Origin of the sequence: Candidatus Methylospira mobilis (genome assembly GCF_009498235.1) — a bacterium.
Classification (GTDB): Bacteria; Pseudomonadota; Gammaproteobacteria; order Methylococcales; family Methylococcaceae; genus Methylospira; species Methylospira mobilis.
The window spans coordinates 1,914,038-1,938,174 of sequence record NZ_CP044205.1 but is presented as its reverse complement, the minus strand read 5'-3'; the positions used below and the strand labels follow the sequence as shown (position 1 = coordinate 1,938,174).

The window sequence follows — 24,137 nt, the reverse complement described above, 5'->3', positions numbered from 1 at the left end:
GTCAGGAAGCGGTTTCGGCGACCGGGGGTTTACGCAGGCGTATGCCCAGTTCGCGCAGTTGCGCATCGGTGACCGGCGCCGGCGCATCCACCAGCGGGCATGCCGCCGATTGCGTTTTCGGAAAGGCCATCACATCGCGAATTGACGCTGCGCCGGCCATCAGCATTACCAGCCGGTCCAGACCGAACGCCAGCCCGCCGTGCGGCGGACAACCGTATTTTAACGCATTCAACAGGAAGCCGAACTTCTGTTGCGCTTCTTCGCCGGAAATACCCAGCAACTCGAACACCGCGCTTTGCATGTCGGTACGGTGAATGCGGATCGAACCGCCGCCGATTTCCGTGCCGTTAAGCACCATATCGTAGGCGCGCGACAGCGCCTTGCCGGGCGCAGCGACCAGCTCTTCCTGGCTGCAATTCGGCGCGGTAAACGGATGATGCAGCGCGCTCCAGCGGTTATTTTTTTCGTCGCGTTCGAACATCGGAAAATCCGTGACCCACAGCGGCTGCCAGCCCTCATGAACCAGGCCTCTGTCATGCCCGAGCTTGATGCGCAACGCGCCCAGGGACTCATTGACCACGCTTGACTTATCGGCGCCGAAGAATAGGAGGTCGCCGGTGTGGGCGCCGGTACGCGCCAGTATCGCGGTTATGGCCGGTTCGGGAATAAACTTGAGTATCGGCGACTGCAAACCCGTTAACCCGGCATCCAGATCGTTGACTTTGATATAAGCTAAACCCTTGGCGCCATAAATTGCAACGAAATTCGTCAGTTCGTCGATTTCCTTGCGCGACAGCTCGCATCCGCCCGGAACTCGAAGCGCGGCAATGCGTCCATCAGGGTCGTTGGCCGGACCGGCAAATACCTTGAATTCGACATCGGCCAGCAAATCGGCGATATCGACCAGCTCCAAAGGTATGCGCAAATCCGGCTTGTCGGAAGCGAATCGCCGCATTGCTTCCGCGTAGTTCATGCGTGGAAACGGATCGGGCAGCTTGACGTGCAGGATATTGGCGAACAGCTCGCGTATCATGCGCTCCATCAGACCCATGATCTGATTTTCATCCTGAAACGATGTTTCGATATCCAGCTGGGTAAATTCGGGTTGCCGATCGGCGCGCAAATCCTCGTCGCGGAAACATCGCACCACCTGATAATAGCGGTCCATCCCCGAAATCATCAGCAGTTGCTTGTAAAGCTGCGGCGATTGCGGCAATGCAAAAAAAGAGTTTTCGTGCGTGCGGCTCGGCACCAGATAATCGCGCGCGCCTTCCGGCGTCGCCTTGGTCAGAAACGGCGTTTCGATTTCGTAAAATCCGCTATCATCGAGAAAATTGCGCAGAAAGCGCGTCACGTCGCGGCGCAAACGCATGCGTTGCTGCATGACCGGCCGCCGCAAATCGATGTAGCGGTAGCGCAAACGGGTTTCTTCGTTGACCTCGCTGTCGTTCTCCACCGGGAACGGCGGCGTTTCCGCCTTATTCAGTATCTCGATTTCCGTCGCAAAAACCTCGATCGCGCCGGTGGGCAAGCCCGCATTTTCAGTGCCTGCAGGACGCATGCGCACCTTGCCGACCACGCGCAGCACAAACTCGGAACGCACCGTTTCCGCCAGCCTGAATGCCTCAGCCTGATCGGGGTCGAACACGACCTGCACCAGGCCGTCGCGATCTCTCAGATCGACAAAGATCACACCACCATGATCGCGGCGGCGATGACACCACCCGCAAAGTTCTATCTGTTGATCCAGGTGCTGTTCGTTGATTTCTCCACACATGTGGCTGCGCATAAGCTTTTCTACCGCTGTCAGAATAATGAAAAACCTTGGATGTTACGTTCTGACAGCGCAGTATGCAAGTATGGCGTGTTGTGACGGCATCAAACCGCCGGTGTTCCGCTGCTCGGTTTGCTTTCGGTTTTTGCAGGAGCATCGGTTTTAGCTTCTCCGGCAAGATTCCTCTTTTTATCAGAACCGCTCTTGAAATCGGTTTCGTACCAGCCTCCGCCTTTCAATCTAAAACCGGCCGCCGAAACCAGTTTGGTCATTGTCTTGGCGCCGCAGGCCGGACAAACCTCCAACGGGCTGTCGCTTACTTTTTGTATCACTTCCAATTCGTGGCCACAGGCTGTGCATCGGTACTCGTAAATGGGCATATCTTACCTTTATATATATAATTTTTTTGAGTTTACTGGGTTTCTAAACGTCAACGCAGCCTGTTTGGCGTCTGCAGAAGCAGCGGATTCAATCGCTTGCAGCAACTTACCTCTATCAGGCGACAAGCTGCATGCCGGATCGGTTCGCGTCATGTCGCCGGTCATCAGGTACGCCTGACAACGGCACCCTCCGAAGTCTTTCGCTTTCTCCGGGCAGGAGCGGCAAGGTTCCTGCATCCATTCGTAACCGCGAAAACGGTTGAATGCATCGGATTCCACCCAAATATCGCGGACGCTGTAATCGCGCACACTGGGACAGTTCAACCCGGGCAGCTCGCGCGCGGAATGGCACGGCAACGCCATCCCGTCAGGAGCGATGGTCAGAAACGTTGTCCCCCATCCGTTCATGCACGCCTTGGGCCTATCCTCATAATAATCCGGCACCACATAATAAATTTTCATTTTGCCCTGCAGCTTTTCCTTGTAGCCCTGGGCAACGGCTTCCGCCTCGACGAACTGCGCCTGGGTCGGCAACAATAAGTCCCGATTGACCAGCGCCCACCCGTAATACTGGGTATTGGCAAGCTCCAGATAATCGGCTTCCAGCTCTATCGCCATTTCGATAATGGCGCGCATCTGATGAATGTTCCGGCGATGGATCACCACGCACAACACCATCGGATAACCGTGCTTTTTTACCAGACGCGCCACTTCTTTTTTTTGATCGTAAGAGTCGGTGCCGGCCAGATAATTATTCAGGTCCTTTTCAGGGGACTGGATACTGACCTGTATATGGTCCAGGCCTGCCGTTTTCAAGGCGCTGATGCGCGCTTCGGTCAAACCGTAGCCGGAGGTAATCAGATTGGTGTAATAACCCAGTTGACGGGCATAAGCAACCAGCTCTTCCAGATCGCGCCGCGCCAAGGGCTCTCCGCCGGACAAACCCAGCTGCACGGCGCCCATGGCCCTGGCTTCGGAAAAAACGCGTTTCCAGTCCGCAGTATCCAGTTCGTTTTGATGTCGCGCAAAATCAACCGGGTTCGCGCAATAGGGACATTGCAGCGGACAACTGTAAGTGAGTTCGGCCAGAAGCCAGCGCGGAGGAGTAATCTCAGTTTTGCTTGATCCAACCATTTTTCAATGCGGCCTCCAGCATCTCCCGGATATCATTCTCGAGACCGCTGGTTTCAAATTTCTGTTCCAGTATCGTAACCATGTTGCGTAAGGTATGTTGCCCGTTGCAAAGCTGCAGAATTTCTGCCGCCGTCGCGTTCAATTCAACCATACCCTCAGGATAAAGAATCACGTGTTTTTGCTGCGCGTCCTCCCACTGCAGACGATGCAGAGGTGAAAAGGCGATAACGGCTTCAGGATTAATGCTCATCGAATATTGTTCACTAATCTACACTAAAATAGGGCGGCTTGTTTTCGATATAAGCCATCCACATCGCATCCAGCATGCTCCACAATATATCCAGCTTGAATTGCAGGATGTTGAGGGCGTGCTGCTGCTGCTCGCGCGTTTTGAAATGTTCCAGCGTAATCGCCAAGCCATGTTCAACGTCACGGCTGGCCTGGCTGACGCGTTTCCTGAAGTATTTCAGCCCGTCTTCGGCTATCCACGGATATTTTTCCGGCCAGCCGGCCAGGCGCTCCTTGTGTATCGTCGGCGCGAACATTTCCGTCAATGATGAACAGGCCGCCTCCTGCCATGATGCGTTACGCGCAAAGTTGACATAAGCATCGACGGCAAAACGCACGCCCGGCAAAACGTGCTGCAGGGAAAGCAGCGCATCGCGCTCCAGACCGCAGGCAATGCCGAGCTGCAGCCAGGCCTCGATTCCGCCCGGATCATCGCCGTAGCCGTCATGATCCAGTATGCGCTGCAACCACAGACGGCGCGTATCGCGATCCGGACAGTTGGACAATATCGCGGCATCCTTTATCGGTATCTTGATCTGGTAATAAAAGCGATTGGCAACCCAGCCCTGGATCTGCAGCCTGTCCAGCTTCCCCTCGCGCATCAATTCATGATACGGATGATAAATATGGTAATACTTTTCCTTGGCGCGCAGCTGCGCTTCGAATTCTTCCCGGCTCCACGGAGCGCTATCTGTCGTCATGGCTGTGCTCGCTTTTCAGATTTTTTTTACCGCCCTATCCTGTTGGGAGAGGGTTCCCGTCACAACTCTATTTCCATTCCATCGTACGCCACTTCAATGCGCTCCGCATTGAGCTGCTTCCTTTCAGAAGAATCTTCATTCAGAATCGGATTGGTGTTATTGATATGAATCAATATTTTTCGGTTATTTTCGAAAGCCTTCAGCGTTTCGATCATGCCGCCATGGCCGGACTGCGGCAGATGCCCCATTTCCAGCGCCAGCTTTTCGCAAATTCCGGCTTTCGACATTTCGTCATGTTGCCAGAAAGTCCCATCGATCAGCAAGCAATCGGCATCGTTCATCGTCTGAAAAACATGAGGCTCGATTTCACCCAGACCGGGCGCATAATACAACCTGCGCCCGCTGGAAATCTGCTCGATGGTGACGCCGATGTTGTCGCCGGGATGAGCGTCGTGCCTATGCGGCGAATAAGGCGGCGCTTTGCTTTTCAACGCATGAGAGTACAAGCGCAGATCGGCTATGCCCGGAATTTCAAACGCGCCGCCGTCCAGCGGCACGCTATGATGATTAACCGTGCAATAATGCTCCAGCATATTGAACAACGGAAAGCCGCTGGTCAGATCCTGGCGCACCATGTCCGAGCAATAGACTTCCAATGGCACGGTGGATTCGCGCAACATCAACAGACCGGTGGTATGATCGATCTGGCTGTCGATCAACACAATGGCCTTGATTCCGCTGTCTCGAACGCCGTGACGCGGCTGTATCGCCGTAAACGCTTCGAGCTGGGAACGAATATCCGGCGAGGCGTTAAACAACAGCCAGTTATATCCATCGCTACTGACGGTGATTGAAGACTGGGTGCGATAGGAAGCGCGCAGCTCCCCCCGCCGCAAGCGACTGCACTGATAACAATTACAGTTCCACTGGGGAAAACCTCCGCCGGCGCCGGCGCCCAACACCCTGACTTTCATTTAACCGCCCTCGGTTCAGCTTTGTTGCACAATCAGCATCGTCATAAGGATACTACATAAGTTCTTGCGTTCATTCTACAAGTGCAGAACCGCCTCGTCCAATCGGGGTGATCACCGGCCTGGCGCCTGTCTGTTTCCAGTCCGTCTACCCTGGCTTCCAGCTCAGCGATAGCGGACAGAGACCGTCCGCCCGCCAAGTCAAGCTGGACCGCTGCCATCAATGCGGCAATATCGTCGCCAGTCCTCGATATAACTGGCTGGGAGATACCGGTTTGTGCAGCAGCGGTATACCGCTTGCCTGCGCTTCGCGGAGCCGATCGGGTGCGGTATCCCCGGTAATGAGCAACGCAGGCAGGCGAGCGCCGAGCAATGCCCGCAAGGCGGCTATAGCCTCCAGCCCGGTACGCTGCTCGCGTAGACGGTAATCGCTGACGACCACGTCCGGGACATTTATACGCGCCAGCGCCAGCGCTTCTTCGATGGATTCCGCCGCTTCGCATTCGCACCCCCAATCCCGCAGCAGACAGAGCATCCCTACCCGCACGCTTTCATCGTCGTCTATGACCAGCACGCGCACATTGAGCAATTGCGCCTGGCTCCGGGTTTGATGCAGCCCATCCACGGACGGCCCGGAAGCTATGGGCAAAAAAAGGCGGAACACACTGCCCCGCCTGGGAGTGGAGGCCAGAGTCAACTCATGCCCCAATGTTCGAGCCAATCCATTGGCAATCGCAAGCCCCAGCCCCAGGCCTTTCTGCCTGTCCCGTTCAGGATTACCCAACTGATGAAATTCGCGGAATATTTCCTGCTGATGCGCCCGGTCGATACCAATACCCGTATCCCATACCTCCAGCACGGCCTGAACGCCGCGCTTGCGGCAGGCCACCAGCAACCCGCCGCGATCCGTGTAACGAATCGCGTTAAATATCAGATTGCGCAAAATCAGCTCCACCAGCATCGGGTCCGAGTATACCGTCAGTTCAGTCTCGCGCGAGCGGTAAATCAGACCTTTGGCGTCGGCCTGGGATTCGCACTCACGTTCCAGTTTGTTCAATATAGGCTGCAAACGGAAGGTCTGCAGCTGCGGCTCAATAACACCCGCATCAAGACGCGAGTAATCAAGCAGCTTGCTGAGCAGTTCGGCGGAGGCATTGCCGGCCGCGCATGCGCTGGTAAGCAGTTCGCGCTGCTGGGCGGTCAACTCCGTGCGCGAAAGCACATCGAGGAATAAGCCCTGAGCGTAGATCGGCTGCCGCAAGTCATGACTGGCGGCGGCCAGAAATCTGGATTTGGCGAGACTGGCGTCTTCGGCCCGCTGCTTTGCTGCTGCGAGCACATCCTTGTCAGCCAGGATTTTTCGCTTGCGGCGCGTGGCGACAACGGCGAATGAAACCACCGCCACGCTGGTGAGCGCAAATATAACAATATAAATCAATATATTGCGCTTCCATTTTGCAAGCACGCTGTTGAGCTGCCTGGTAAGAATCAGACTAAGCCCGCTGTTCCCCACATCCCTGACCAGATAGAGCCGGGTTATTCCGTCGCGAGAGGAGGGAAAAACATGGCGGGTTACCAGCCTGCCCGCGTTAAAATGTTCGCGAAACGCCCGGCTGGTCGCAGCGATGTTGCTGCCGAAAAACTTCTGCTGATTTTCACGACGGAACAATAAATCGCCATCGCGGTTGAAGATGACCGCCATGCTGGCCGAATCATCCGCGTTGATTTCCTGTACCACACTGGGAAAAAATCTGAATCCGACAGTTACGCCGACGATACCGAGAAACTGACGGTTGGTGCCTACTATGGGCAAAGTAAAGGCCACTGAGGTGACAGAGAGCAGATGCTTGTCGGGGCGCGACATGAACATCCTCGGCGGACGTCCATGATCGAAATGAACGGTATAATAGGGTTCCCGGGAAACGTCCCGCCCGATAATCGCCGCATCGGTGGACGCCCTGATTATCCCGGAGGCATCGGTCATCAACAATGCCTCCAGCTCCGGAATATCGTCCCGGTAGCGGTCGAACACAGCGGCGAAAGCATTCTGCTGCAGTGAACCCTGCTGCAGGCGTTCATCGGCAATCCGGTTCAACAGGCGCTCGATTTTGCTCAATATATCACCAACCTGCACATCGACATTGCGCGCATGCGCTTCCAGTAACTTGTATTCCGTCTCTTCCGTCAGCAGGTATTCGTCGTAGGCAACCCAGGCAAGCGTGCTTCCGACTATCAACAGCACGGCAAAAGGGATTACCGCGCCGCCCGCATATCCAATTGCAAAGCGAAACCGCTCCAGCCAGTAACGCTTTTCGACAGGCCTGATCGAGTCAGCGCTCACTGCGGCCCACCAATCCACGCCGGCGCGCCTCGAACACCGCTTCCGCCCGGCTCTGCACCGAAAAAAACTCCAGGATATCCTGAACATGCCTGCGCACGGTATTATCGGAAAGCGAAAGCTGGCGAGCGATGAGTTTATTCGATAGTCCCTGGTTCAACAAATCGAGCACCTCGCATTGGCGCGGAGTCAAACTTCGCTGTGAGCTCCTGCTTGTTGCCGCCGAGGGCACGGGAAAACCGCCTCGTAAGGCGAGACGCGTTGATTCGATAATCTTTTCTGCTGTCGCAGCTTTCGAAATAAAACCCGCCGCGCCGCGAACCAGCGCCATGCTTACGGTCGCCGCATCATCCTGGGACGACAATATCAGTATGGGCGCCCGCGGCCATTTACGTTTGAGCAACGCAATGCCATCCATTCCGTTCAGGCCGGGCAGATTAATATCCAGCAATACCACATCAACATTATCTAATGTGTTGTGTATTGCCGTATCCAGTGAACCAGCCTCTATTATCTGCGCCTCAGGCAAGCCCGAACCCAGTATCAGGCTTAGCCCGGTACGAAACATGGCGTGGTCGTCAATTAATAAAATATGTGCGGTAATCATGCGCCTTATTAAACCACCAACGAAAGAACTCTCATATGGTCTTTTTGGACCAAAAAAATGGTCTTTTTGGACCATATGAAAGCAACAGGCCGAGCCATACAATAATTCACACCGTCGAGCAGCAGAAGCGCGGCGGCAATTGAATGACTACCCCATGAATCCATCATGGCACCTTACTTAAAAATGAGAGATACATATTATGAATCGCATACTTGCAGCACTTGTTTCAGCTTTGACTCTATCGTTGGCGGCACACTTCGCACTGGCCGCCGGCGGCTATAACGACGTACCCCCCGGAGACCCCCAGTATCTCGCCTGTAAAGCATACGCCATGAACAGATGGGAAGGCGGCAGCGATAAAAGCCCCGTTGCCGGCCAGACAAAAGCGGAAGCTTTTTGCGAGTGTCTGTGGAATGAAACACCGGATGATTTTAAAGGCAGCTTGGCTAAATTCTCCGAGTCGGACAAGGGCGCTTCGGTAAACAAGATATGTGAGAAGCATTCCAACTGGCATGATTAATTCGGACCATTAATACAGTTTGCATGAATTGGGTGAACGGCGGGCGCTGGAGTGTTACCCCCTTTCACCCTCATAACCACCGGCGCGTTCCTGTCAATTACAGGGAACGCAAGGCGCAACACCACAACAAGGTTTTTTCAAAAGGATACCGGTCAGCCATGACGAACCTAAATCACCTGCTTGAGAGTAACCGGCGCTGGGCTACGGCAACTTATGCCGCCGACCCGGATTTTTTTGAAAAATCCAACCTGATGCAAACCCCCAAATATCTTTGGATAGGGTGCTCGGACAGCCGGGTGCCTGCAACTCAGGTTACCGGTCTCAAGCCGGGCGAGATATTCGAGCATCGCAATGTCGCCAACCTGGTTGTCCATAGCGATCTGAATTGCCTTTCCGTTATCCAGTATGCTATCGACGTACTACAGGTCGAACACATACTTGTTGTTGGCCATTATGGCTGCGGAGGAGTATGCGCTGCGCTAGAGGGCAGCGCTCACGGACTGGTCGATAACTGGCTGCGCCATATTCAGGATGTGATCGGCCATCACGAAGCCTGGATGAGCAATCAATTGGATTTCAATACCCGCTGGAAAGCGCTATGTGAGTTTAATGTAATAGAGCAGGTTCGAAATATAGCCCGCACGACGGTGGTAGGTCACGCCTGGCGACGAGGTCAAAATCTGAAAGTTCACGGATGGATTTATGGTATCAACGACGGTATTATAAAGGACCTGAGTGTAACCTTGGATCAGCGTGCAAATATTGAAAGTGTAATCCGTTCGTCCATCGAAAAATCATACACCCGCCATACTTGCAATCAGCCTTGCGCGCGTTATGATGATAGATCGAATTATTACATATCGAGACAAAATTTGTCACAAAATCGTCATATTGCTTGTGAAATCGGCGCCCGTCAGAAACCGTTCATACAGCAAAACAGAAGTCAATCTTTTTATGCACACAACGGCAGCCTACTAGAGTTAAGCCGATGAAGATCCGGGCATCGAAAAACGGATAATTCAATCACTCCGGGCGCCAATTAATAACTACCGGCAAATAACAGGAAAGCATCATGATTAACACGTCAGGCCAGGATAACAATAAAGCCGTTCCTGCAGAAATTGATAGATGGAATTGGGGCGCGTTTTTATTAAGCTGGATATGGGGCATAGGCAATAATACTTTTATAGCGCTGCTAACCTTTGTTCCAGTTGTCGGCTTTATCATGCCCTTCGTGCTCGGCGCGAAAGGCAATGCATGGGCATGGCGAAATAAAGAATGGGAAAGCATAGAACACTTCAAGGCGGTGCAAAGAAAATGGGTTCTATGGGCAGGCATCGCTTACCTGTTTTTCATTGCATCGACGATAGGTATTTTTATTATCGCCAATTTCGACTTAATAAAGGAACAGGGACAATGGCAAACCTCCAGCCCGATTTCAGAAGAAAAGACTACCGGCAAGCAGATAGATATCAATCAGCCCAATACTGCAGAGACAACTGCGCCAGCCCAGAAAACAGCTCCCGATACCGCGGTGCCGGATACTGCGGCGGCATCGGCGCCCGCCTCGAAATCGGATAACTCCGCAACGCAAACTGAAACGGGCGCGCACCCAACCGAGGTCAGGGCTGGCGTACGCATACCCAAAGGTGACCCTGATAACTTCTGGGAGAATTTTGAATGGGATGAGTTGTCCGCGGAAGAGAAAAAACTTTGGGTTATTTTAGGCTGGAACGGCAGGAATTGGGGGTCAGATACTGAAACCCCGGCATCCGAAGGCACCTCCTGGGATAACTTAAGCAAGCAGCAGCAGAATGCATTAACGTCTTTAGGCTATGATAAAAAAATATGGAATAAGGAAGATTAATTACTTTGTGTAAAATCAATTCCTGATGCAGCTACTAACCTCCCCGGCGGTAAATTCAATAATTCATTGTAAAACCCGCCCGGATGGCGCCGCAAACGAACGGGTTGAATAGGGACGGGATATACCAGGTGGTTCATATCCACCTCTACCCGGATTCAAATGTACGCCAATGCGGAGGTAGGTTGTTCATTCGCAGGCCGGCCATCCACATCACCATTATTTTTACATATATAACAATAGCTAACACAGAGACAAGCGAATAAAACAAGTCATTGAGTATACGGCACGGAAAATGCTGCTATCCTGAATATGAAACATATGAGAGCATATTGCACTAAATTCGATCATTCGGCATTGCTTCACACATCCTGAATGGCTCTCGTTTTTTTCAGGCGGATTGTACACTTCGAGCCGATCAGACATGAACCGAACATACCGCGCCCCCAGCGCATAAACTATAGTTCCACAGCCCGGAATTTTTGACACCTGGATCCACGCAATGAAATACAACCGCAACACTAATTATTGCTTTGGAGTTATAGCGTTGACATGCTTGACTACACCGGTCTTTTCCGATGCGTTGGATCAGTCGATTACAGCTGCTATCGATCAGCGTATGGGGAAATTACTGGAACGGCACTGGAATCAGCCGGGCTCCCCGCCTCCGGAACAGGATTCAACCGCCATGAAATGGATGGCCGCAATACTGGCTCCGGATTTTTCGTCCGCTGAAGAGCCGGTCGAGGAAAAACAACAGGAACCGGCAACGCATGCAACGCCCTACCCTGCGCCACAGAAATAAACATCGGGTAAACTCTACTGTTCCATATCGAGCCGCCTGCGCCGATTGGCAATGACTCCATACCTGCACCTTTTACAGTAACCGCGCTCCATGAGTTTACCTGATCTGATAAGGATATGTTTCCTGAGCGCCCTGCTTATGCTGCAGGCTGCGCATGGCGCCGAAATTACCGGCACGCCCGTCGTCATCAACGAGCATCAGGCGCTGAAATTATTTTTCGAACGCAATCTGGACCTGATCCTGGCGCACTACGACATAGAGCGCGGAGCGGCCGAACAAATCATCGCCGCAGCCTTGCCCAACCCCAGAGTCGATGCCGAACTCAGCGAAATCAACGAAATGATCTGGAACAAACAGGTTTCGCCCAACACCGCTCTCAGCTGGCCACAAGGCGCTTTCCCGGCCTGGATGGTGCGCATAGAACAGATGATCATCACCGCCGGCAAGCGCACGCTACGCATGGAAAGCAGCGAATTGGGGACACGGGCGCTGGAATACGACTTGCGCGATACGGTACGGGTGCTGGGCAATGCTTTGCGTCACGCCTATTACGATTTGCTTCTGGCGCAAAAAACCGCCGAGCTGGCGCAAAATAATCTTGATCGTTATCACAGCATTCTGCATGCGAATAAAACACGCCTGGATATCGGCGACATAGCCGAATACGACTATACCCGCATCGAAGTGGAAGCGTTGAACGCGGAAAATGATGTCGGCGCTTCACTGGCGGAGCTCAAGCGTACCCAGGCCGAGCTGTTATTGCTGCTGGGCTGGCCGGAAAACGCGTTCAACATCCAGGCTGCGGAACAATGGTCCGTAATCGGCTCTGAACAAGGCGGCAAATCACAAAACGAGCAAGTCGTGCGCGCCCTGGAAAAACGGCCCGACCTGGCCGCTGCCAGAACCCGCGTCGCACAGGCGGAAAAAGACCGCGAGCTGGCAAAACGGCTGGTCATACCGGACATAACCCTGCACGGTTATTACATGAAAGACCCGGGAAACTTTTTTACTGATCAAGGCGGCGTCGGATTCGAAACCGATCTGCCGCTGTTTTATCGGCAGGAAGGGGAAATCGCTTCAGCCGAGGTTAACCTGAACAAGGCGCAACTGTTCATTCGCCAAACCGAACAGGGAATACGCGGAGACGTCATGAAAACCCAGGCCGCATGGAAAAAGGCGGAGGAGATCACCCGGCGCTTCGAACTGTCTACGCTCAGCCGCATCAAGATGCTCAGAAAATCGGCCGAGATAGCTTACCAGAAAGGCGCATCCGGGTTCCTCGAACTGCTCGACGCCGAACACAACTACAAAACCATGATGCAGGAGTATTACAACGCGCTGGCGAATCGCAGCACGGCGTGGGCCGATCTGGTCATGGCGACCGGAGAAGAGGTTCATTGATGATCAGCCCCCGGAACCCGTCTCGCATCCGTAAGTTGCAACCAGTCAGCCGGCGATGCGCAGGGCTTGCAAATTTGATAAAAGCGTTAGGTTTCACGGCGATTATTTTCTTGTGCCCTGCGCATGGCGCGGAAATCGACAATCCGCCACCGTTTACGATTACCGAACAACAGGCGTTGAAACTATTCTTCGAACGCAATATCGATCTGATTCTGGCCCATTACGATATAGAGAGCGGCGTAGCGCAACAAATCATCGCCGCGGCGCTGCCCAACCCGTCTGCCCAGGCCGATTTTAACGAAATCAATTCGATGATCTGGACCAAGCAAATCTCGCCCAATAGCCGCGTAAGCTGGGCGCAAGGCAGCTTTCCCTCCTGGGGGCTGCGTATCGAACAGATGATTATCACCGCCGGCAAACGCACCCTGCGCATAGAAGGAAGCGAGCTGGGTACGCAGGGACTCGAATACGATTTACGCAACACCGTGCGCACGCTAAGCAATGCCGTGCGCCATGCTTATTACGCACTGCTGCTCGCACAAAAAAGCGCGGAGCTGGCGCAAAGCAATCTGGAACGCTACCGCAAGATAGTAAATGCCAACAAAATCCGCCTGGATGTCGGCGATATCGCCGGCTACGACTACACGCGCATCGAAGTGGAGTCGCTGCAGGCGGAAAGCGACGTGGATACCACCGAGGCGGAATTTAAACGCGCACAAGCCGAGCTGCTGCTGCTGATGGGATGGCCGGAGCATGCGATCGATATCCAGGCCACCGGGCAATGGCCGGAATCCGCCGGCGACGGCATAGGACTCAAGCCGCAAAACGAGCTGATCAAACAGGCGCTGGATAAGCGCCCTGACCTGGCTGCATCGAAAATACGCGTCGCTCAAGCCGAAAAAAATCGCGAACTGGCGAAACGCATGGTCATACCCGACATCACCTTGATCGGCTATTACCTGAAAGACCCTGGTAACTTCTATGTAAGTTCGGGCGGCGTGGGATTCAAACTCGATTTACCGCTGTTTTACCGGCAGGAAGGCGAAATCGCCGCATCCATGACCGAACTGAATAAAGCCAGGGTTTTTATCCAGCAATCCGAACAAAACATACACGCCGACGTCATAAACGCTCAGGCATCCTGGAAAAGCGCGGAGGCTATCACGCACAGTTTCGAGCAATCGGTATTGCAGCGGATTGAAGCGCGTAGAAAGGCGGTAGAATTCGCGTACAGGAAAGGGGCTACCGGCTTTCTCGAGCTGCTCGACGCCGTGCGCACCTACAAGGAGATGATGCAGGAATATTACAACGCGCTGGGGGACCGCAGCAACGCATGGGCCGATCTGATTATGGCGACAGGACAAGAGGTTCACTGATAAACCGTATGGACGTGAAACTCATCAACACTTTGGAACGCACAGGAAACCTGTCGCCACGCCGGTTAACGCAACGGCTCTGCTTCCTGGTCGCGCTGTTATGGACAACATCCATCCATGCCGCCGAAACTGCAACACCCGCGCCTGTGGTCGTTAGCGAACAGCAGGCATTGAAATTGTTTTACGAACGCAATCTCGACCTTATCACCGCGCACTACGACCTGGAGCGCGGCGAAGCGGAACAGATTATCGCCGCCGCATTGCCCAACCCGTCGGTAGATACCGAGTTCTACATGCTCAATGAAATGAGCTATACCAAACAAGTCTCGCCCGCGGTCAACAAGGTCTGGCCTCAAGGCTACATGTCTGCCTGGTCGATCCGTATCGAACAATTGATTATCACCGCCGGCAAGCGCGCGCTACGCATGGAAAGCAGCGCATTGGGCACTGAAGCGCTGGGCTACGACTTGCGCGATCTGGTGCGGATATTGAGCAATGCGTTACGTCATGCCTACTACAACCTGCTATTGACGCAAAAAAACGTCGAACTGTTTCAGCACAATCTGGATCGATACCACGAAATCCTGCACATCAATAAAACGCGTTTGGACATCGGAGATATTGCTGAGACCGATTTTACGCGTATCGAAGTAGAGGCGCTTAAATCGCAGGCCGATCTGAATAGCGCATTGGCGACCCTGAAACAAGCGCAAACCGAGCTGTTGCTGCTGATGGGCTGGCCGGAAAATGCGCTCGACATCCGCGCTGCGGAACAGTGGCCGGATTTCAATATCGACATCAGCCGGAAATCGCTGAGCGAACTGACCGGGCTGGCGCTCGAAAACCGCCCCGACCTGGCGGCCGCAAGAATACGTTTGACTCAGGCTGAAAAAAACAATGAACTGGCGCGGCGCATGGTCATTCCTGACGTTACCCTGATCGGTTTCTATTTGAAAGACCCTTCGAATTTTTACACCAGCACCGGAGGCGTAGGCGTTTCATTCGACTTACCGGTGTTTTATCGCCAGGAAGGCGAAATCGCCAAAGCCGGCGTCGATGCCAATAGTTCGCGTCTAACGATACGGCAAACCGAACAGGAGATACGCGCCGACGTACTGAAAGCCCAGGCCGCCTGGGTCACCAAGGAAGAAATCAGGCAGCGTTTCGAGAAGTCGTCCATTCCGCGCATCGAAGCGCTTAGAAAAGGCGCAGAACTGGCTTATCAGAAAGGCGATACCGGCCTGCTCGAGTTGCTGGATGCAGAGCGCAACTACAAAGTGATGATGCAGGATTATTACCATGCGCTGGCGGACCGCAGCAACGCCTGGGCTGATTTGATCATGGCGACAGGCGTCGATCTGCACTAGCGATATACCACCGTGTCACTGTGCAACCAGTAACTATTCCGTTCAAGCAAGCGCGACGAACCAGCAAAACATCATTCGAATTATGGCAATGGGCAAAGAGGTACATCAATGATAAACGGTTACTTAATCGCATCTGCGCACAGCTATCCGGCGAGACTCGACGGCAAGGCCGCTGATCGCGTATCGCCAGCGGCACGCATGCTATCGCCGGCGAGCTGGCTGCGCCCCTATCCAGTCACCGCGGGTACCGGCAGTAAAGCATCTTCTGCGTTGGCATCCCCTCTGTCCTTTACCCTGCCGACCCGCAAAAAAACCGTAGCGTACTGCCTGCTGCAATGCCTGCTGATCGCATCGTTGAGCGGATGCCGCGAGGGAGAACAGGAAGCAACAAATAAAACCGTTATTTCCCACGACGAAGTTATTCTAAGCTCCAGCTCGCCGAAATGGGGATACATCACCGAATCCGTGGTGGAATTGACCCAACGTCCGCTGATGGACCCGGTGAATGCCAAACTGGTTTACGATGAGACACATACCGTGCGTATTTCATCACCTGTCGCGGGGCGTGTGCACGGACAAATCCTCGACCTGGGCACGCGCGTCGACATCGGCGATGTGCTGCTGGGACTGGATAGCCCGGAACTCGGCCAGGCGCAAGCGGACTACGCCGGCGCGGTAGCCGATCTGAATGTCGCCGTACGCGCGCTGCAAAGAACCCAGGAGCTGTACGACAACAAGATCGCACCGAAAAAAGACCTGGAGCTGGCGCAGGAAACCGTGGCTCGTCTGAGCAGCGCCGCCGACCGCGCGCGCCTGCTGCTGGCCAACCTCGGCGTGCAGAACAAAGGCACGAACAACCACTTCCAGTTGAAGGCGCCGATAGCCGGCGTCATCACCGAACGTAACGTCAATCCCGGCATGGAAGTCAAATCCGACCTCAGCGCGCCGTTGTTCGTGATTTCGGACTTGAACCGGCTTTGGGTCATGCTCGATATTTTCGAAAAAGACATCGGGCTGATACAAAAAGGCGGGCGCGTCATTATCAAGGTACCGGCCTACCCTGCTACCGATTTTACCGCTACCGTGGATTACATCGGGCAGGTCGTCAACGAGGACACCCATACCGTCAAGGTGCGTTGCGTATTGCCCAACCCGGACGACAAACTGCTGCCGTCCATGTATGCCTCGGCGCTCATCCTGAGCAGTCCCGACAATCTTGGCATTGTCGTACCGCTGGGCGCGCTGTTTACCGAAGGCGAATCGGACTGGCTGTTTGTCTCGGCAGGCAACGGACGCTACCTGAAGCGCCCTGTAAAGGTAGGTCTGCGCCTCAAGGACAGGGCAGTGATACTTGAGGGCCTGCAGGCCGGCGAAAGCGTCGTGGTGGAAGGCGGCCTGCTGCTGCGCATGGAACAGGATCAGGAACTGCAAACCGGTGAGGTGCGCCCATGATTGCCCGCATCATCGCTTTTTGCCTGAAGCAGCGCGGGCTGGTTATTGCCGGCGCGATCGTATTGGCTATTGCCGGCGTGTTGTCCTTCCAGCAGCTTCCCGTGCAGGCCTTCCCCGACGTACAGAATGTTTATGTGCAGGTGGTGACGCAGTACCCCGGCCAGGCTCCGGAAGAAGTGGAAAAACTGATCACCCTGCCGCTGGAAAAAGGCATGAGCGGCATTCCTCATTTGATCAATCTGCGCTCGGTATCCATATTCGGTCTTTCGGTACTGACGCTGACCTTTGACGATAACGCCAAGGACTATTTTTCCAGGCAATTGGTGCTGGAGCGTTTGCGCTCCATTGATCTGCCCGATGGCGTCGACTCGGAATTGGGGCCGCTTTCCACCGGCATCGGCGAAATTTACCGTTACCGCATCGAAGCGCCGCCTGAAGTTTCATTGCCGGAACTGCGCGCGCTGCAGGATTGGGTCATAGAAAGACGCTTGCGCACAATACAAGGCGTGGCCGACGTCGTTCCTTTCGGCGGCGGCATCAAGCAATATCAGGTGCAAGTGGACCCCGGAAAACTGAAAAATTACGGACTGGGCCTGCGGGATGTGTTTCAGGCTATTGCCGACAACAACGCCAATACCGGCGGCGGCTATATCGAACACGGCTACGAAGCGCTGGTAGTCAGAGGCAGCGGTTTACTGAAGTCTACCGACGACATCGGCAATATCGTCGTCAGCAGCAACGAAGGCAGCCCGATATTGATTAAAAACCTTGCGGAAGTGACTATCGGCACGCAGCCGCGCGTCGGCATGGTCGGTTTCGATCAACACGACGATATAGTCGAAGGCGTAGTACTGCTGCTTAAAGGCGGCGACGCAGTTGGCGTTCTAAGCGGTGTCAAGCAAAAAATCGAGGAATTGAACGATCACGAGCTGCCGCAGGGAATTAAAATCGTGCCGTTTTACGACCGGACCGAGCTGGTGCGGCATACCGTACATACGGTGGAACACAACATGATAGAAGGCACGCTGCTGATCTTCGTCATCCTGCTGATTTTTTTACGTAAATTTACTGCCTCCATGGTGGTGCTGGCAGTAATCCCGCTGTCGCTGATGTTTGCGTTCATACTGATCAGTTCATCCAACATTTCCGCTAATCTGATATCCTTGGGCGCCATCGACTTCGGCATTATTGTCGACGGCGCCATCGTGCTGGTCGAAGCCATCATGGTCAAGGTAACCTGGGAAATGGCGCACAAGGCACGCATACAGCAAATGCGCCAGTCCCTGCTGATAACCGCTGCGGAAATGGGACGACCGATGCTGTTTTCACAGGCCATCATCATCACCGCTTTTCTGCCGATATTCACCTTTCAGCGCGTCGAAGCCAAAATTTTCTCGCCGATGGCTTTTACCTTCAGTTTTGCGCTACTCGGCTCCCTGGTCGTGTCGCTGACGCTGGTGCCGGTATTGATGAGCTATCTGCTGGGACCACGCCTGGTGGAATCCCACAACACGCTGGTTGAGTGGATGGAACGGCGTTACCGGGTCGTACTCGAAGTTTGCCTGCACAATCCCAGAAAGCTTCTGGGGGCGGCGCTGACCGCCTTGTTCATGGTGCTTGGCTCCACCTATTTCATCGGAACCGAATTCATGCCCAAGCTGGACGAGGGCAATATCTGGCTGACCATTACCCTGCCTACCCCGGTCTCGCTGACCAAGGCCAAGGAGCTGGAGCGCAGCATACGCCAGCACCTCACCCAATTCCAGGAAGCCAACAGCATACTCACCCAGCTGGGACGACCGGAAGACGGCACGGACCCCAAAGGCTTTAACAACCTGGAAATCATGATCGATCTGAAACCCAAGGAAACCTGGCGCTTCAAACACAAGGACGACATGATAGTTGCAATGCAAAAATCGCTATCCGATTTCCCAGGCATACAGTTCAATTTCTCGCAAGTGATACAGGATAACGTCGAGGAAGCCATTTCCGGGGTAAAGGGCGAAATCGCGATCAAGATATTCGGGTCGGACTTGAAAGTCCTGCAGGACAAAGCCAATCAAATAACGCATATCCTTCACACCATACGCGGAGCAACCGACATTGCCGCCGAACAACAATCGGGGCTTGCACAGATTCTGATCGAAATCGACCGGGCGGCCATTGCGCGTTATGGGCTCAACATCAGCGATGTCGAAGACAATATTGAAATGGCGATAGGAGGAAAAGCCGCCACTACGCTGCTGGAAGGCGAGCGCCGCTTCGACGTCGCGGTACGCCTGCAGGAAGATGCGCGCGACTCCGAGAGCGTAATCGAAAATCTGATGATACCGCTGCCCAATGACGGATTCATACCTTTGGCCCAGCTGGCGCATATCAAGGTGGATCAGGGCGCCTCGCGCATCACGCGCGAGGACCACACGCGTAGAATTGCAATCAAATGTAATTTGATCGGCAGGGATCAGGGCAGTTTCGTTGCCGAAGCGCAGCAACGCGTCGCCAAGGAAGTCAGCCTGCCGGCCGGCTATCGCATCATCTGGAGCGGACAGTTCGAAAACCAGCAACGCGCGATGAAACGGCTCGCCGTCATCGTGCCTACCAGTATCCTGCTGATATTTGTGCTGCTGTTCTGGGCGTTCAACTCCGTCAGAAATGCGCTTTTGATTTTAATGAATGTGCCGTTTGCGCTGATCGGCGGTTTTATTGCGCTGTTTCTTACCAAGATACATCTCAGCATTTCCGCATCGGTCGGCTTTATTGCATTGTTTGGCATCGCCGTGCAAAATGGTGTTATCCTGCTTTCGAAAATCAAGCAGTGCCGTCAGGAAGGTCTGGAGCTGGATGAGGCGATACGGCATGGTTCGATAAGTCGGCTGAGGCCTGTCATCATGACGGCGACTATCGCGTTGCTGGGATTGTTGCCGGCGGCGGTATCGACCGGTGTCGGCTCTGAAACCGCCAAACCGTTTGCCGTGGTGATAGTCGGAGGACTCATCACGTCGACTCTGCTTACACTGACTTTGTTGCCGACATTTTATGGAGCTTTCGAACCATCCCTAATAAAAGAGGAAGAGGAAGAAGACGGATCATGAAAGAAATACGCGCGTACATACAACCGTTTATGCTTTCCAAGCTTACGCAGGCGCTGATGGAAATGGAAGACTTCCCAGGAATGAGCGTTTCAGACTGCGAGGGGTTCGGGCGCGAAATCGTATTGGCGGAACAGGAATACTCGCCATTCATAGCCAAAAAAAGAATAGAAATCATAGCACCCGACGAAATGGTAGACAGCATTTACCGGATAATACTGAATGTAGCCAATACACACAGTCCCGGCGCCGGCAACATCTATATATCCGATATCGAGCGCGGTACACGCATCAGTACCGGTGAAACGGGAACGAACGAATTTTAGCCGGTAACTTGAAATTTATAGATGCGTTACCATATCCGATAAGAACGGGGCTGTGACGCTGAAGGTGACTGGAACAGGGTTCGGGGTGTGTCGGCAGGCAAGCAGGCTTATCAGTATGCAGGCAACCCGTACCCGTCAGTAGAATCGTTACCTGCTCAAACAACTACAGGGATGAACTCCAACAATAGAAACTGCAATGAAAAACAACGACATCAAGGTCAACGCGATTACCCAGTATCTGGAGTCCCATTCCGAACCGGAAGCCGGGCGCTATGTATTTGCCTATACCATTACCATTTACAACGAAGGTGATGAACCCTCCAAGCTGTTGTCCAGACACTGGATAATTACCGACGCAGAGGGCAAAAAGCAGGAAGTTCGAGGCGACGGCGTCGTCGGCGAACAGCCTCATTTACTGCCGGGCGAATATTTTCGCTACTCCAGCGCGGCGATGATAGGTACTCCGGTCGGCATCATGCAGGGTGAATACCAGATGGTAACCGACAACGGAGAAGTGTTCGAAACCGAAATAGCGCCGTTTACCCTGGCCATACCGCGCACCCTCCACTAGCGGTTTTCCGCCCGGCGCAGCTGATGGCCATCTATGCGATAGGAGACGTGCAGGGCTGCTACGGCGAACTGCAAGCGCTGCTTAAACTGATCCGCTTCAACGCGGATACGGATACGCTCTGGTTTACCGGCGACCTTGTCAATCGCGGCCCGGCATCGCTGGAAACCCTGCGCTTCGTCAGGGAACTGGGGGATGCCGCCGTTACCGTACTGGGCAATCACGACATACATCTGCTTGCCGTCGCAGCGGGAGGCGCTCGCCTTAAAGCAGGCGACACGCTGGACGCCATCCTCGCCGCCAAAGATCGCGACGACCTGCTGAATTGGCTGCGCCGCCGTCCGCTGATGCACACGCAACACGGCTATAGCCTGGTCCACGCCGGCCTGCCGCCGCAATGGTCTATGAAGGACGCGGAAACAAACGCACGCTCGGTGGAAGCGCTGCTGAGCGGTCCTGACTACCACCCGCTTTTAGCCCACCTGTATGGCAACCAGCCCGATAAATGGAAAGAGTCGCTGAAAGCTTACGAGCGCCATCGTTTTATCATCAACTGTTTTACCCGCATGCGCTATTGCGGCGCAGACGGACGGCTGGATTTCACCGAAACCTGCAAACCCGGCGACCAGACTCCTGGGCTGATTCCCTGGTTTAAACTACCTTCGCGCCGCAGCCGCGGCGCAAACATCCTGTTCGGCCATTGGGCCTCGCTCGGCTACCACGAGCATGACGGCTGCATCGGTCTGGATAGCGGCTGTTTGTGGGGCGGAGAGCTGACGGCGCTGCGTATCGCAGGCGGTCCGAAACAGCGCTATAGCGTGGGGGCCGATGTGCGGAGAATGGCGGGCTGATGATTGATTCCGGCAGAAATTATCCAGCACCTGAAGCGTGTGCTTCTCGATTCCACGCCCTGCTTTGAACGAGTCCATCAATGCCCGCGTAATTTCATTGGGTAGCGGCTCGGCGCCTATCCCAGAACGCCTGCTGCTTGCGCATGCGCGTGGCGAGGTGCTATTCATAGTCTGCACAGGCGTATCAATGTCAGCCGGTTTACCGGATTTCCGTGGACTCGTAGTCCAAGTCTACAAGCAGCTCGATAAAAAGTTCAAGAGGTGATATCCAAAATTCCGAGCGCAGCCTGCAATCGTTGAGATATGTGGTTACACCCTGCCATGACTTACGTCATGATCAGCCGCTGAAGTCAGGATATTCGTCAAAGGCGACCATGATGTTGTGTTGGGGATGCTTGAGCGGCGCATGGACAGCGCAACCAATATAAAAAGCAGCGTGAGAAAAGTATTGGCGGAAGTACTGCGCGCTTCAAAAGCCAGCCCCGCATCCATTCATCGCTCGTTGATGCAATTTGCCGACCGAGGTGCAGCCAAAACGATAGTCAGAACGAACTTCGATTTACTGCTTGAGGGTGCTGCCGCCAAACGTTCCAGTCAGGCAATCCAAAGCTATGCGCTGGGAGAAATTCCACGACGAGGACGGCATGAGGCTTTCTCGGGTGTCCTGCATATCCACGGCGCGTTGAACGCGATCCGGCCAGAGCCTCGGATTTGATCATATGCGCTCAAAGAGCAGCGCAATCCCGTAGTATCTCAAATCAACATTCAGCAAATGATTCGCTTGCTTGATGATGAAGCGCGGGTTGACGCAGCCAGAATAATCCCACAATTTATCAGAGAACTTTCCTCGCCAAACAAGGGAAATCAAAAACCCTCTTCACCCGAGCAGCTATTTCTAACAGTGGTTCGACCTTTCCTTAAACAGGTTTGACAACAGGAAAGCTTACTTGCACAGCCTAGTGTTAACCGAGCTATGGTGATGATTCCCGCTGCCGCTGGCGACAAATTCGCTGAAGCAGTGAATGCCATTGAGCGCTTTCTGATGCCGCTTTCATGCGGCTCCATGATGGATTATGGATTTTATCCAAAGAGCTATCGTCTTATGTGACGATTCACAGTACCAAAGTGCATGACGCTGCGCTGCATGAGGGGTTGGGTAAGGTTGGCGAGACCGTCTATGGCAGGGATGCCATAGTCGAGCCTCCACGGATGGATACACGGCAAGTCTCGGCAGCCTTATCCCAGCCCCCAACCCGGTAGCGAAACTGTTGCCTGGTTTTAAAACTACCCGATCAAAAAACGGCAGCTGACCACCAAGGATCAAGCTGCCGTTTTTCAGGCAAGGCCGCACGAGAAGGCTCGAAGCACTAACCCTGTTACGGACGATTATCGCTAACGCCTTCCTTCTCGGGAATCAGCAGGTCGGCGCGGCTGACGCCCAGACGCAATGCCAGCGCGCTGGCAACGTAAATGGACGAGTAAGTACCCACCACGATGCCCACGATCAGCGCCACGGCAAAATTGTGTATGATTTCGCCGCCGAACAACGCCATCGCGATTACGGTCAGCAGCGTCAAAAACGACGTCATCAAGGTACGGCTCAGCGTTTCATTGATGGATATATTCATCACCTCGACCACGTCGCCTCGGCGCAGCTTTCTGAAGTTTTCGCGGATGCGGTCGAATACCACGATGGTGTCGTTCAGCGAATAACCCATGATGGTCAGCACGGCAGCCAGCACGCTCAGGTCGAATTCGAGCTGCAATACCGAGAAGAAACCCAGCATCATGATCACGTCATGCAGCGTCGCCAGAATTGCACCCAATGCAAAGCGGTATTCGAATCGCAGTGCGACGTAGATCAGAATGCTGATCGTGGCCAGCAACAAAGCCATGCCGGAATCCTCGACCAGATCCTCGCCTACCTGGGGTCCGACAAACTCGATACGGTGCAGTTTCACCTGTAGCTCCGAGTTCTGGTTAAGCACGTCCATCACCCGGTCCTTGAGTTCCTCTCCTTTCAATCCTTCCTGCGGCACCAGCCTGATCAGTACCTCGCGGGTGCTGCCAAAATTCTGCACTACCGGACTGCGGAAACCGGCTTCTTCCAGACCCGTGCGTATTTTCACCAGATCGGCCTGCACCGGGAACTCCGCTTCGATAACCGTGCCTCCGGTAAAATCAATCGCGAAATTGATGCCCTTCCCTATCAGTGAACCTATCGCCGCCACGCTCAAAATAATGGAAACCCATACCGCGATATGGCGCTTTCCCAAAAAATCTATAGCGTAGCGACGTTTTGCGTTGTTGTCAGACACTGTGTTT

Annotated in this window: 22 protein-coding genes; 13 read left to right on the top strand and 9 right to left on the bottom strand. The window is 54.0% G+C overall.

The window, feature by feature from the left end:
- Position 1 precedes the first annotated feature (1 nt).
- The 8 genes from aspS to F6R98_RS08485 all read right to left on the bottom strand — a co-directional run bounded on the left by aspS (position 2) and on the right by F6R98_RS08485 (position 8,193).
- Positions 2-1,789, bottom strand: a complete 1,788-nt coding sequence (gene aspS, locus F6R98_RS08520; RefSeq protein WP_153248653.1) for an aspartate--tRNA ligase — start codon at positions 1,787-1,789, stop codon at positions 2-4.
- Positions 1,790-1,878: 89 nt separating this feature from the next.
- Positions 1,879-2,154 (bottom strand): FmdB family zinc ribbon protein, encoded by a 276-nt coding sequence (locus F6R98_RS08515; RefSeq protein WP_153248652.1) that lies wholly within the window; start codon positions 2,152-2,154, stop codon positions 1,879-1,881.
- 9 nt (positions 2,155-2,163) lie between these two features.
- On the bottom strand, positions 2,164-3,288 hold the full coding sequence (gene pqqE / locus F6R98_RS08510) for a pyrroloquinoline quinone biosynthesis protein PqqE (protein WP_153248651.1): 1,125 nt from the start codon (positions 3,286-3,288) through the stop codon (positions 2,164-2,166).
- Complete coding sequence (gene pqqD / locus F6R98_RS08505; RefSeq protein ID WP_153248650.1) at positions 3,266-3,538, bottom strand: pyrroloquinoline quinone biosynthesis peptide chaperone PqqD; 273 nt, start codon at positions 3,536-3,538, stop codon at positions 3,266-3,268. Before pqqD ends, pqqE begins: the two co-directional genes overlap by 23 nt.
- Positions 3,539-3,551: 13 nt before the next feature.
- Positions 3,552-4,277, bottom strand: a complete 726-nt coding sequence (pqqC, locus tag F6R98_RS08500; protein WP_153248649.1) for a pyrroloquinoline-quinone synthase PqqC — start codon at positions 4,275-4,277, stop codon at positions 3,552-3,554.
- 59 nt (positions 4,278-4,336) lie between these two features.
- Positions 4,337-5,251, bottom strand: a complete 915-nt coding sequence (gene pqqB, locus F6R98_RS08495) for a pyrroloquinoline quinone biosynthesis protein PqqB (protein WP_153248648.1) — start codon at positions 5,249-5,251, stop codon at positions 4,337-4,339.
- 217 nt (positions 5,252-5,468) lie between these two features.
- The gene (locus F6R98_RS21990; RefSeq protein WP_228125174.1) at positions 5,469-7,589 is read right to left on the bottom strand and encodes an ATP-binding protein; all 2,121 of its coding nucleotides are present in this window, start codon (positions 7,587-7,589) and stop codon (positions 5,469-5,471) included.
- Complete coding sequence (locus tag F6R98_RS08485) at positions 7,579-8,193, bottom strand: response regulator (protein WP_153248646.1); 615 nt, start codon at positions 8,191-8,193, stop codon at positions 7,579-7,581. The genes F6R98_RS21990 and F6R98_RS08485 overlap by 11 nt, the downstream gene beginning before the upstream one ends.
- Positions 8,194-8,392: 199 nt before the next feature.
- Between F6R98_RS08485 and F6R98_RS08480 the strand changes: the two genes are divergently transcribed.
- From F6R98_RS08480 to F6R98_RS08420, 13 genes are all read left to right on the top strand, one after another.
- Positions 8,393-8,713 (top strand): hypothetical protein, encoded by a 321-nt coding sequence (locus F6R98_RS08480; RefSeq protein WP_153248645.1) that lies wholly within the window; start codon positions 8,393-8,395, stop codon positions 8,711-8,713.
- A 158-nt stretch (positions 8,714-8,871) separates the two neighbouring features.
- On the top strand, positions 8,872-9,705 hold the full coding sequence (gene can / locus F6R98_RS08475; RefSeq protein ID WP_153248644.1) for a carbonate dehydratase: 834 nt from the start codon (positions 8,872-8,874) through the stop codon (positions 9,703-9,705).
- An 80-nt stretch (positions 9,706-9,785) separates the two neighbouring features.
- Positions 9,786-10,580 carry an EI24 domain-containing protein gene (locus F6R98_RS21575; RefSeq protein WP_194270191.1) on the top strand — a complete coding sequence of 265 codons (795 nt, stop codon included), beginning with the start codon at positions 9,786-9,788 and terminating at the stop codon, positions 10,578-10,580.
- A 553-nt stretch (positions 10,581-11,133) separates the two neighbouring features.
- Positions 11,134-11,382: a hypothetical protein gene (locus tag F6R98_RS08465; RefSeq protein ID WP_153248643.1), complete on the top strand. Its 249-nt coding sequence runs from the start codon at positions 11,134-11,136 to the stop codon at positions 11,380-11,382.
- Positions 11,383-11,472: 90 nt separating this feature from the next.
- Positions 11,473-12,783 carry a TolC family protein gene (locus tag F6R98_RS08460; protein ID WP_153248642.1) on the top strand — a complete coding sequence of 437 codons (1,311 nt, stop codon included), beginning with the start codon at positions 11,473-11,475 and terminating at the stop codon, positions 12,781-12,783.
- A gap of 74 nt (positions 12,784-12,857) precedes the next feature.
- Positions 12,858-14,159 (top strand): TolC family protein, encoded by a 1,302-nt coding sequence (locus F6R98_RS08455; RefSeq protein ID WP_194270190.1) that lies wholly within the window; start codon positions 12,858-12,860, stop codon positions 14,157-14,159.
- An 8-nt stretch (positions 14,160-14,167) separates the two neighbouring features.
- On the top strand, positions 14,168-15,526 hold the full coding sequence (locus tag F6R98_RS08450; RefSeq protein WP_194270189.1) for a TolC family protein: 1,359 nt from the start codon (positions 14,168-14,170) through the stop codon (positions 15,524-15,526).
- 108 nt (positions 15,527-15,634) lie between these two features.
- Complete coding sequence (locus F6R98_RS08445; RefSeq protein WP_228125173.1) at positions 15,635-16,978, top strand: efflux RND transporter periplasmic adaptor subunit; 1,344 nt, start codon at positions 15,635-15,637, stop codon at positions 16,976-16,978.
- Positions 16,975-20,070: an efflux RND transporter permease subunit gene (locus F6R98_RS08440; protein ID WP_153248639.1), complete on the top strand. Its 3,096-nt coding sequence runs from the start codon at positions 16,975-16,977 to the stop codon at positions 20,068-20,070. Before F6R98_RS08445 ends, F6R98_RS08440 begins: the two co-directional genes overlap by 4 nt.
- Positions 20,067-20,393 carry a P-II family nitrogen regulator gene (locus tag F6R98_RS08435; protein WP_153248638.1) on the top strand — a complete coding sequence of 109 codons (327 nt, stop codon included), beginning with the start codon at positions 20,067-20,069 and terminating at the stop codon, positions 20,391-20,393. Before F6R98_RS08440 ends, F6R98_RS08435 begins: the two co-directional genes overlap by 4 nt.
- A 196-nt stretch (positions 20,394-20,589) precedes the next feature.
- Positions 20,590-20,964, top strand: coding sequence for a Co2+/Mg2+ efflux protein ApaG (gene apaG, locus F6R98_RS08430; protein ID WP_153248637.1), 375 nt, complete (start codon positions 20,590-20,592; stop codon positions 20,962-20,964).
- Between the two features lie 23 nt (positions 20,965-20,987).
- Entirely contained in the window at positions 20,988-21,812 is an 825-nt protein-coding gene (locus tag F6R98_RS08425) for a symmetrical bis(5'-nucleosyl)-tetraphosphatase (RefSeq protein ID WP_153248636.1), read from the top strand.
- Positions 21,813-22,218: 406 nt separating this feature from the next.
- On the top strand, positions 22,219-22,527 hold the full coding sequence (locus F6R98_RS08420; protein WP_153248635.1) for an SIR2 family protein: 309 nt from the start codon (positions 22,219-22,221) through the stop codon (positions 22,525-22,527).
- Between the two features lie 661 nt (positions 22,528-23,188).
- Here the strand turns inward: F6R98_RS08420 and secF are convergent.
- Entirely contained in the window at positions 23,189-24,130 is a 942-nt protein-coding gene (gene secF, locus F6R98_RS08415) for a protein translocase subunit SecF (RefSeq protein ID WP_228125172.1), read from the bottom strand.
- Positions 24,131-24,137: the final 7 nt, after the last annotated feature.

Bases quoted from the DNA above. Each gene is read 5' to 3' on its own strand.
- pqqB (WP_153248648.1), bottom strand. From the start codon at position 5,251: ATGAAAGTCAGGGTGTTGGGCGCCGGCGCCGGCGGAGGTTTTCCCCAG.
- aspS (WP_153248653.1), bottom strand. From the start codon at position 1,789: ATGCGCAGCCACATGTGTGGAGAAATCAACGAACAGCACCTGGATCAA.
- F6R98_RS08460 (WP_153248642.1), top strand. From the start codon at position 11,473: ATGAGTTTACCTGATCTGATAAGGATATGTTTCCTGAGCGCCCTGCTT.
- F6R98_RS08435 (WP_153248638.1), top strand. From the start codon at position 20,067: ATGAAAGAAATACGCGCGTACATACAACCGTTTATGCTTTCCAAGCTT.
- can (WP_153248644.1), top strand. From the start codon at position 8,872: ATGACGAACCTAAATCACCTGCTTGAGAGTAACCGGCGCTGGGCTACG.
- F6R98_RS08445 (WP_228125173.1), top strand. From the start codon at position 15,635: ATGATAAACGGTTACTTAATCGCATCTGCGCACAGCTATCCGGCGAGA.
- F6R98_RS08450 (WP_194270189.1), top strand. From the start codon at position 14,168: ATGGACGTGAAACTCATCAACACTTTGGAACGCACAGGAAACCTGTCG.
- F6R98_RS08440 (WP_153248639.1), top strand. From the start codon at position 16,975: ATGATTGCCCGCATCATCGCTTTTTGCCTGAAGCAGCGCGGGCTGGTT.
- F6R98_RS08425 (WP_153248636.1), top strand. From the start codon at position 20,988: ATGGCCATCTATGCGATAGGAGACGTGCAGGGCTGCTACGGCGAACTG.
- F6R98_RS08420 (WP_153248635.1), top strand. From the start codon at position 22,219: ATGGACAGCGCAACCAATATAAAAAGCAGCGTGAGAAAAGTATTGGCG.
- F6R98_RS08480 (WP_153248645.1), top strand. From the start codon at position 8,393: ATGAATCGCATACTTGCAGCACTTGTTTCAGCTTTGACTCTATCGTTG.
- pqqD (WP_153248650.1), bottom strand. From the start codon at position 3,538: ATGAGCATTAATCCTGAAGCCGTTATCGCCTTTTCACCTCTGCATCGT.
- pqqC (WP_153248649.1), bottom strand. From the start codon at position 4,277: ATGACGACAGATAGCGCTCCGTGGAGCCGGGAAGAATTCGAAGCGCAG.
- F6R98_RS08515 (WP_153248652.1), bottom strand. From the start codon at position 2,154: ATGCCCATTTACGAGTACCGATGCACAGCCTGTGGCCACGAATTGGAA.
- F6R98_RS08485 (WP_153248646.1), bottom strand. From the start codon at position 8,193: ATGATTACCGCACATATTTTATTAATTGACGACCACGCCATGTTTCGT.
- F6R98_RS21575 (WP_194270191.1), top strand. From the start codon at position 9,786: ATGATTAACACGTCAGGCCAGGATAACAATAAAGCCGTTCCTGCAGAA.
- pqqE (WP_153248651.1), bottom strand. From the start codon at position 3,288: ATGGTTGGATCAAGCAAAACTGAGATTACTCCTCCGCGCTGGCTTCTG.
- apaG (WP_153248637.1), top strand. From the start codon at position 20,590: ATGAAAAACAACGACATCAAGGTCAACGCGATTACCCAGTATCTGGAG.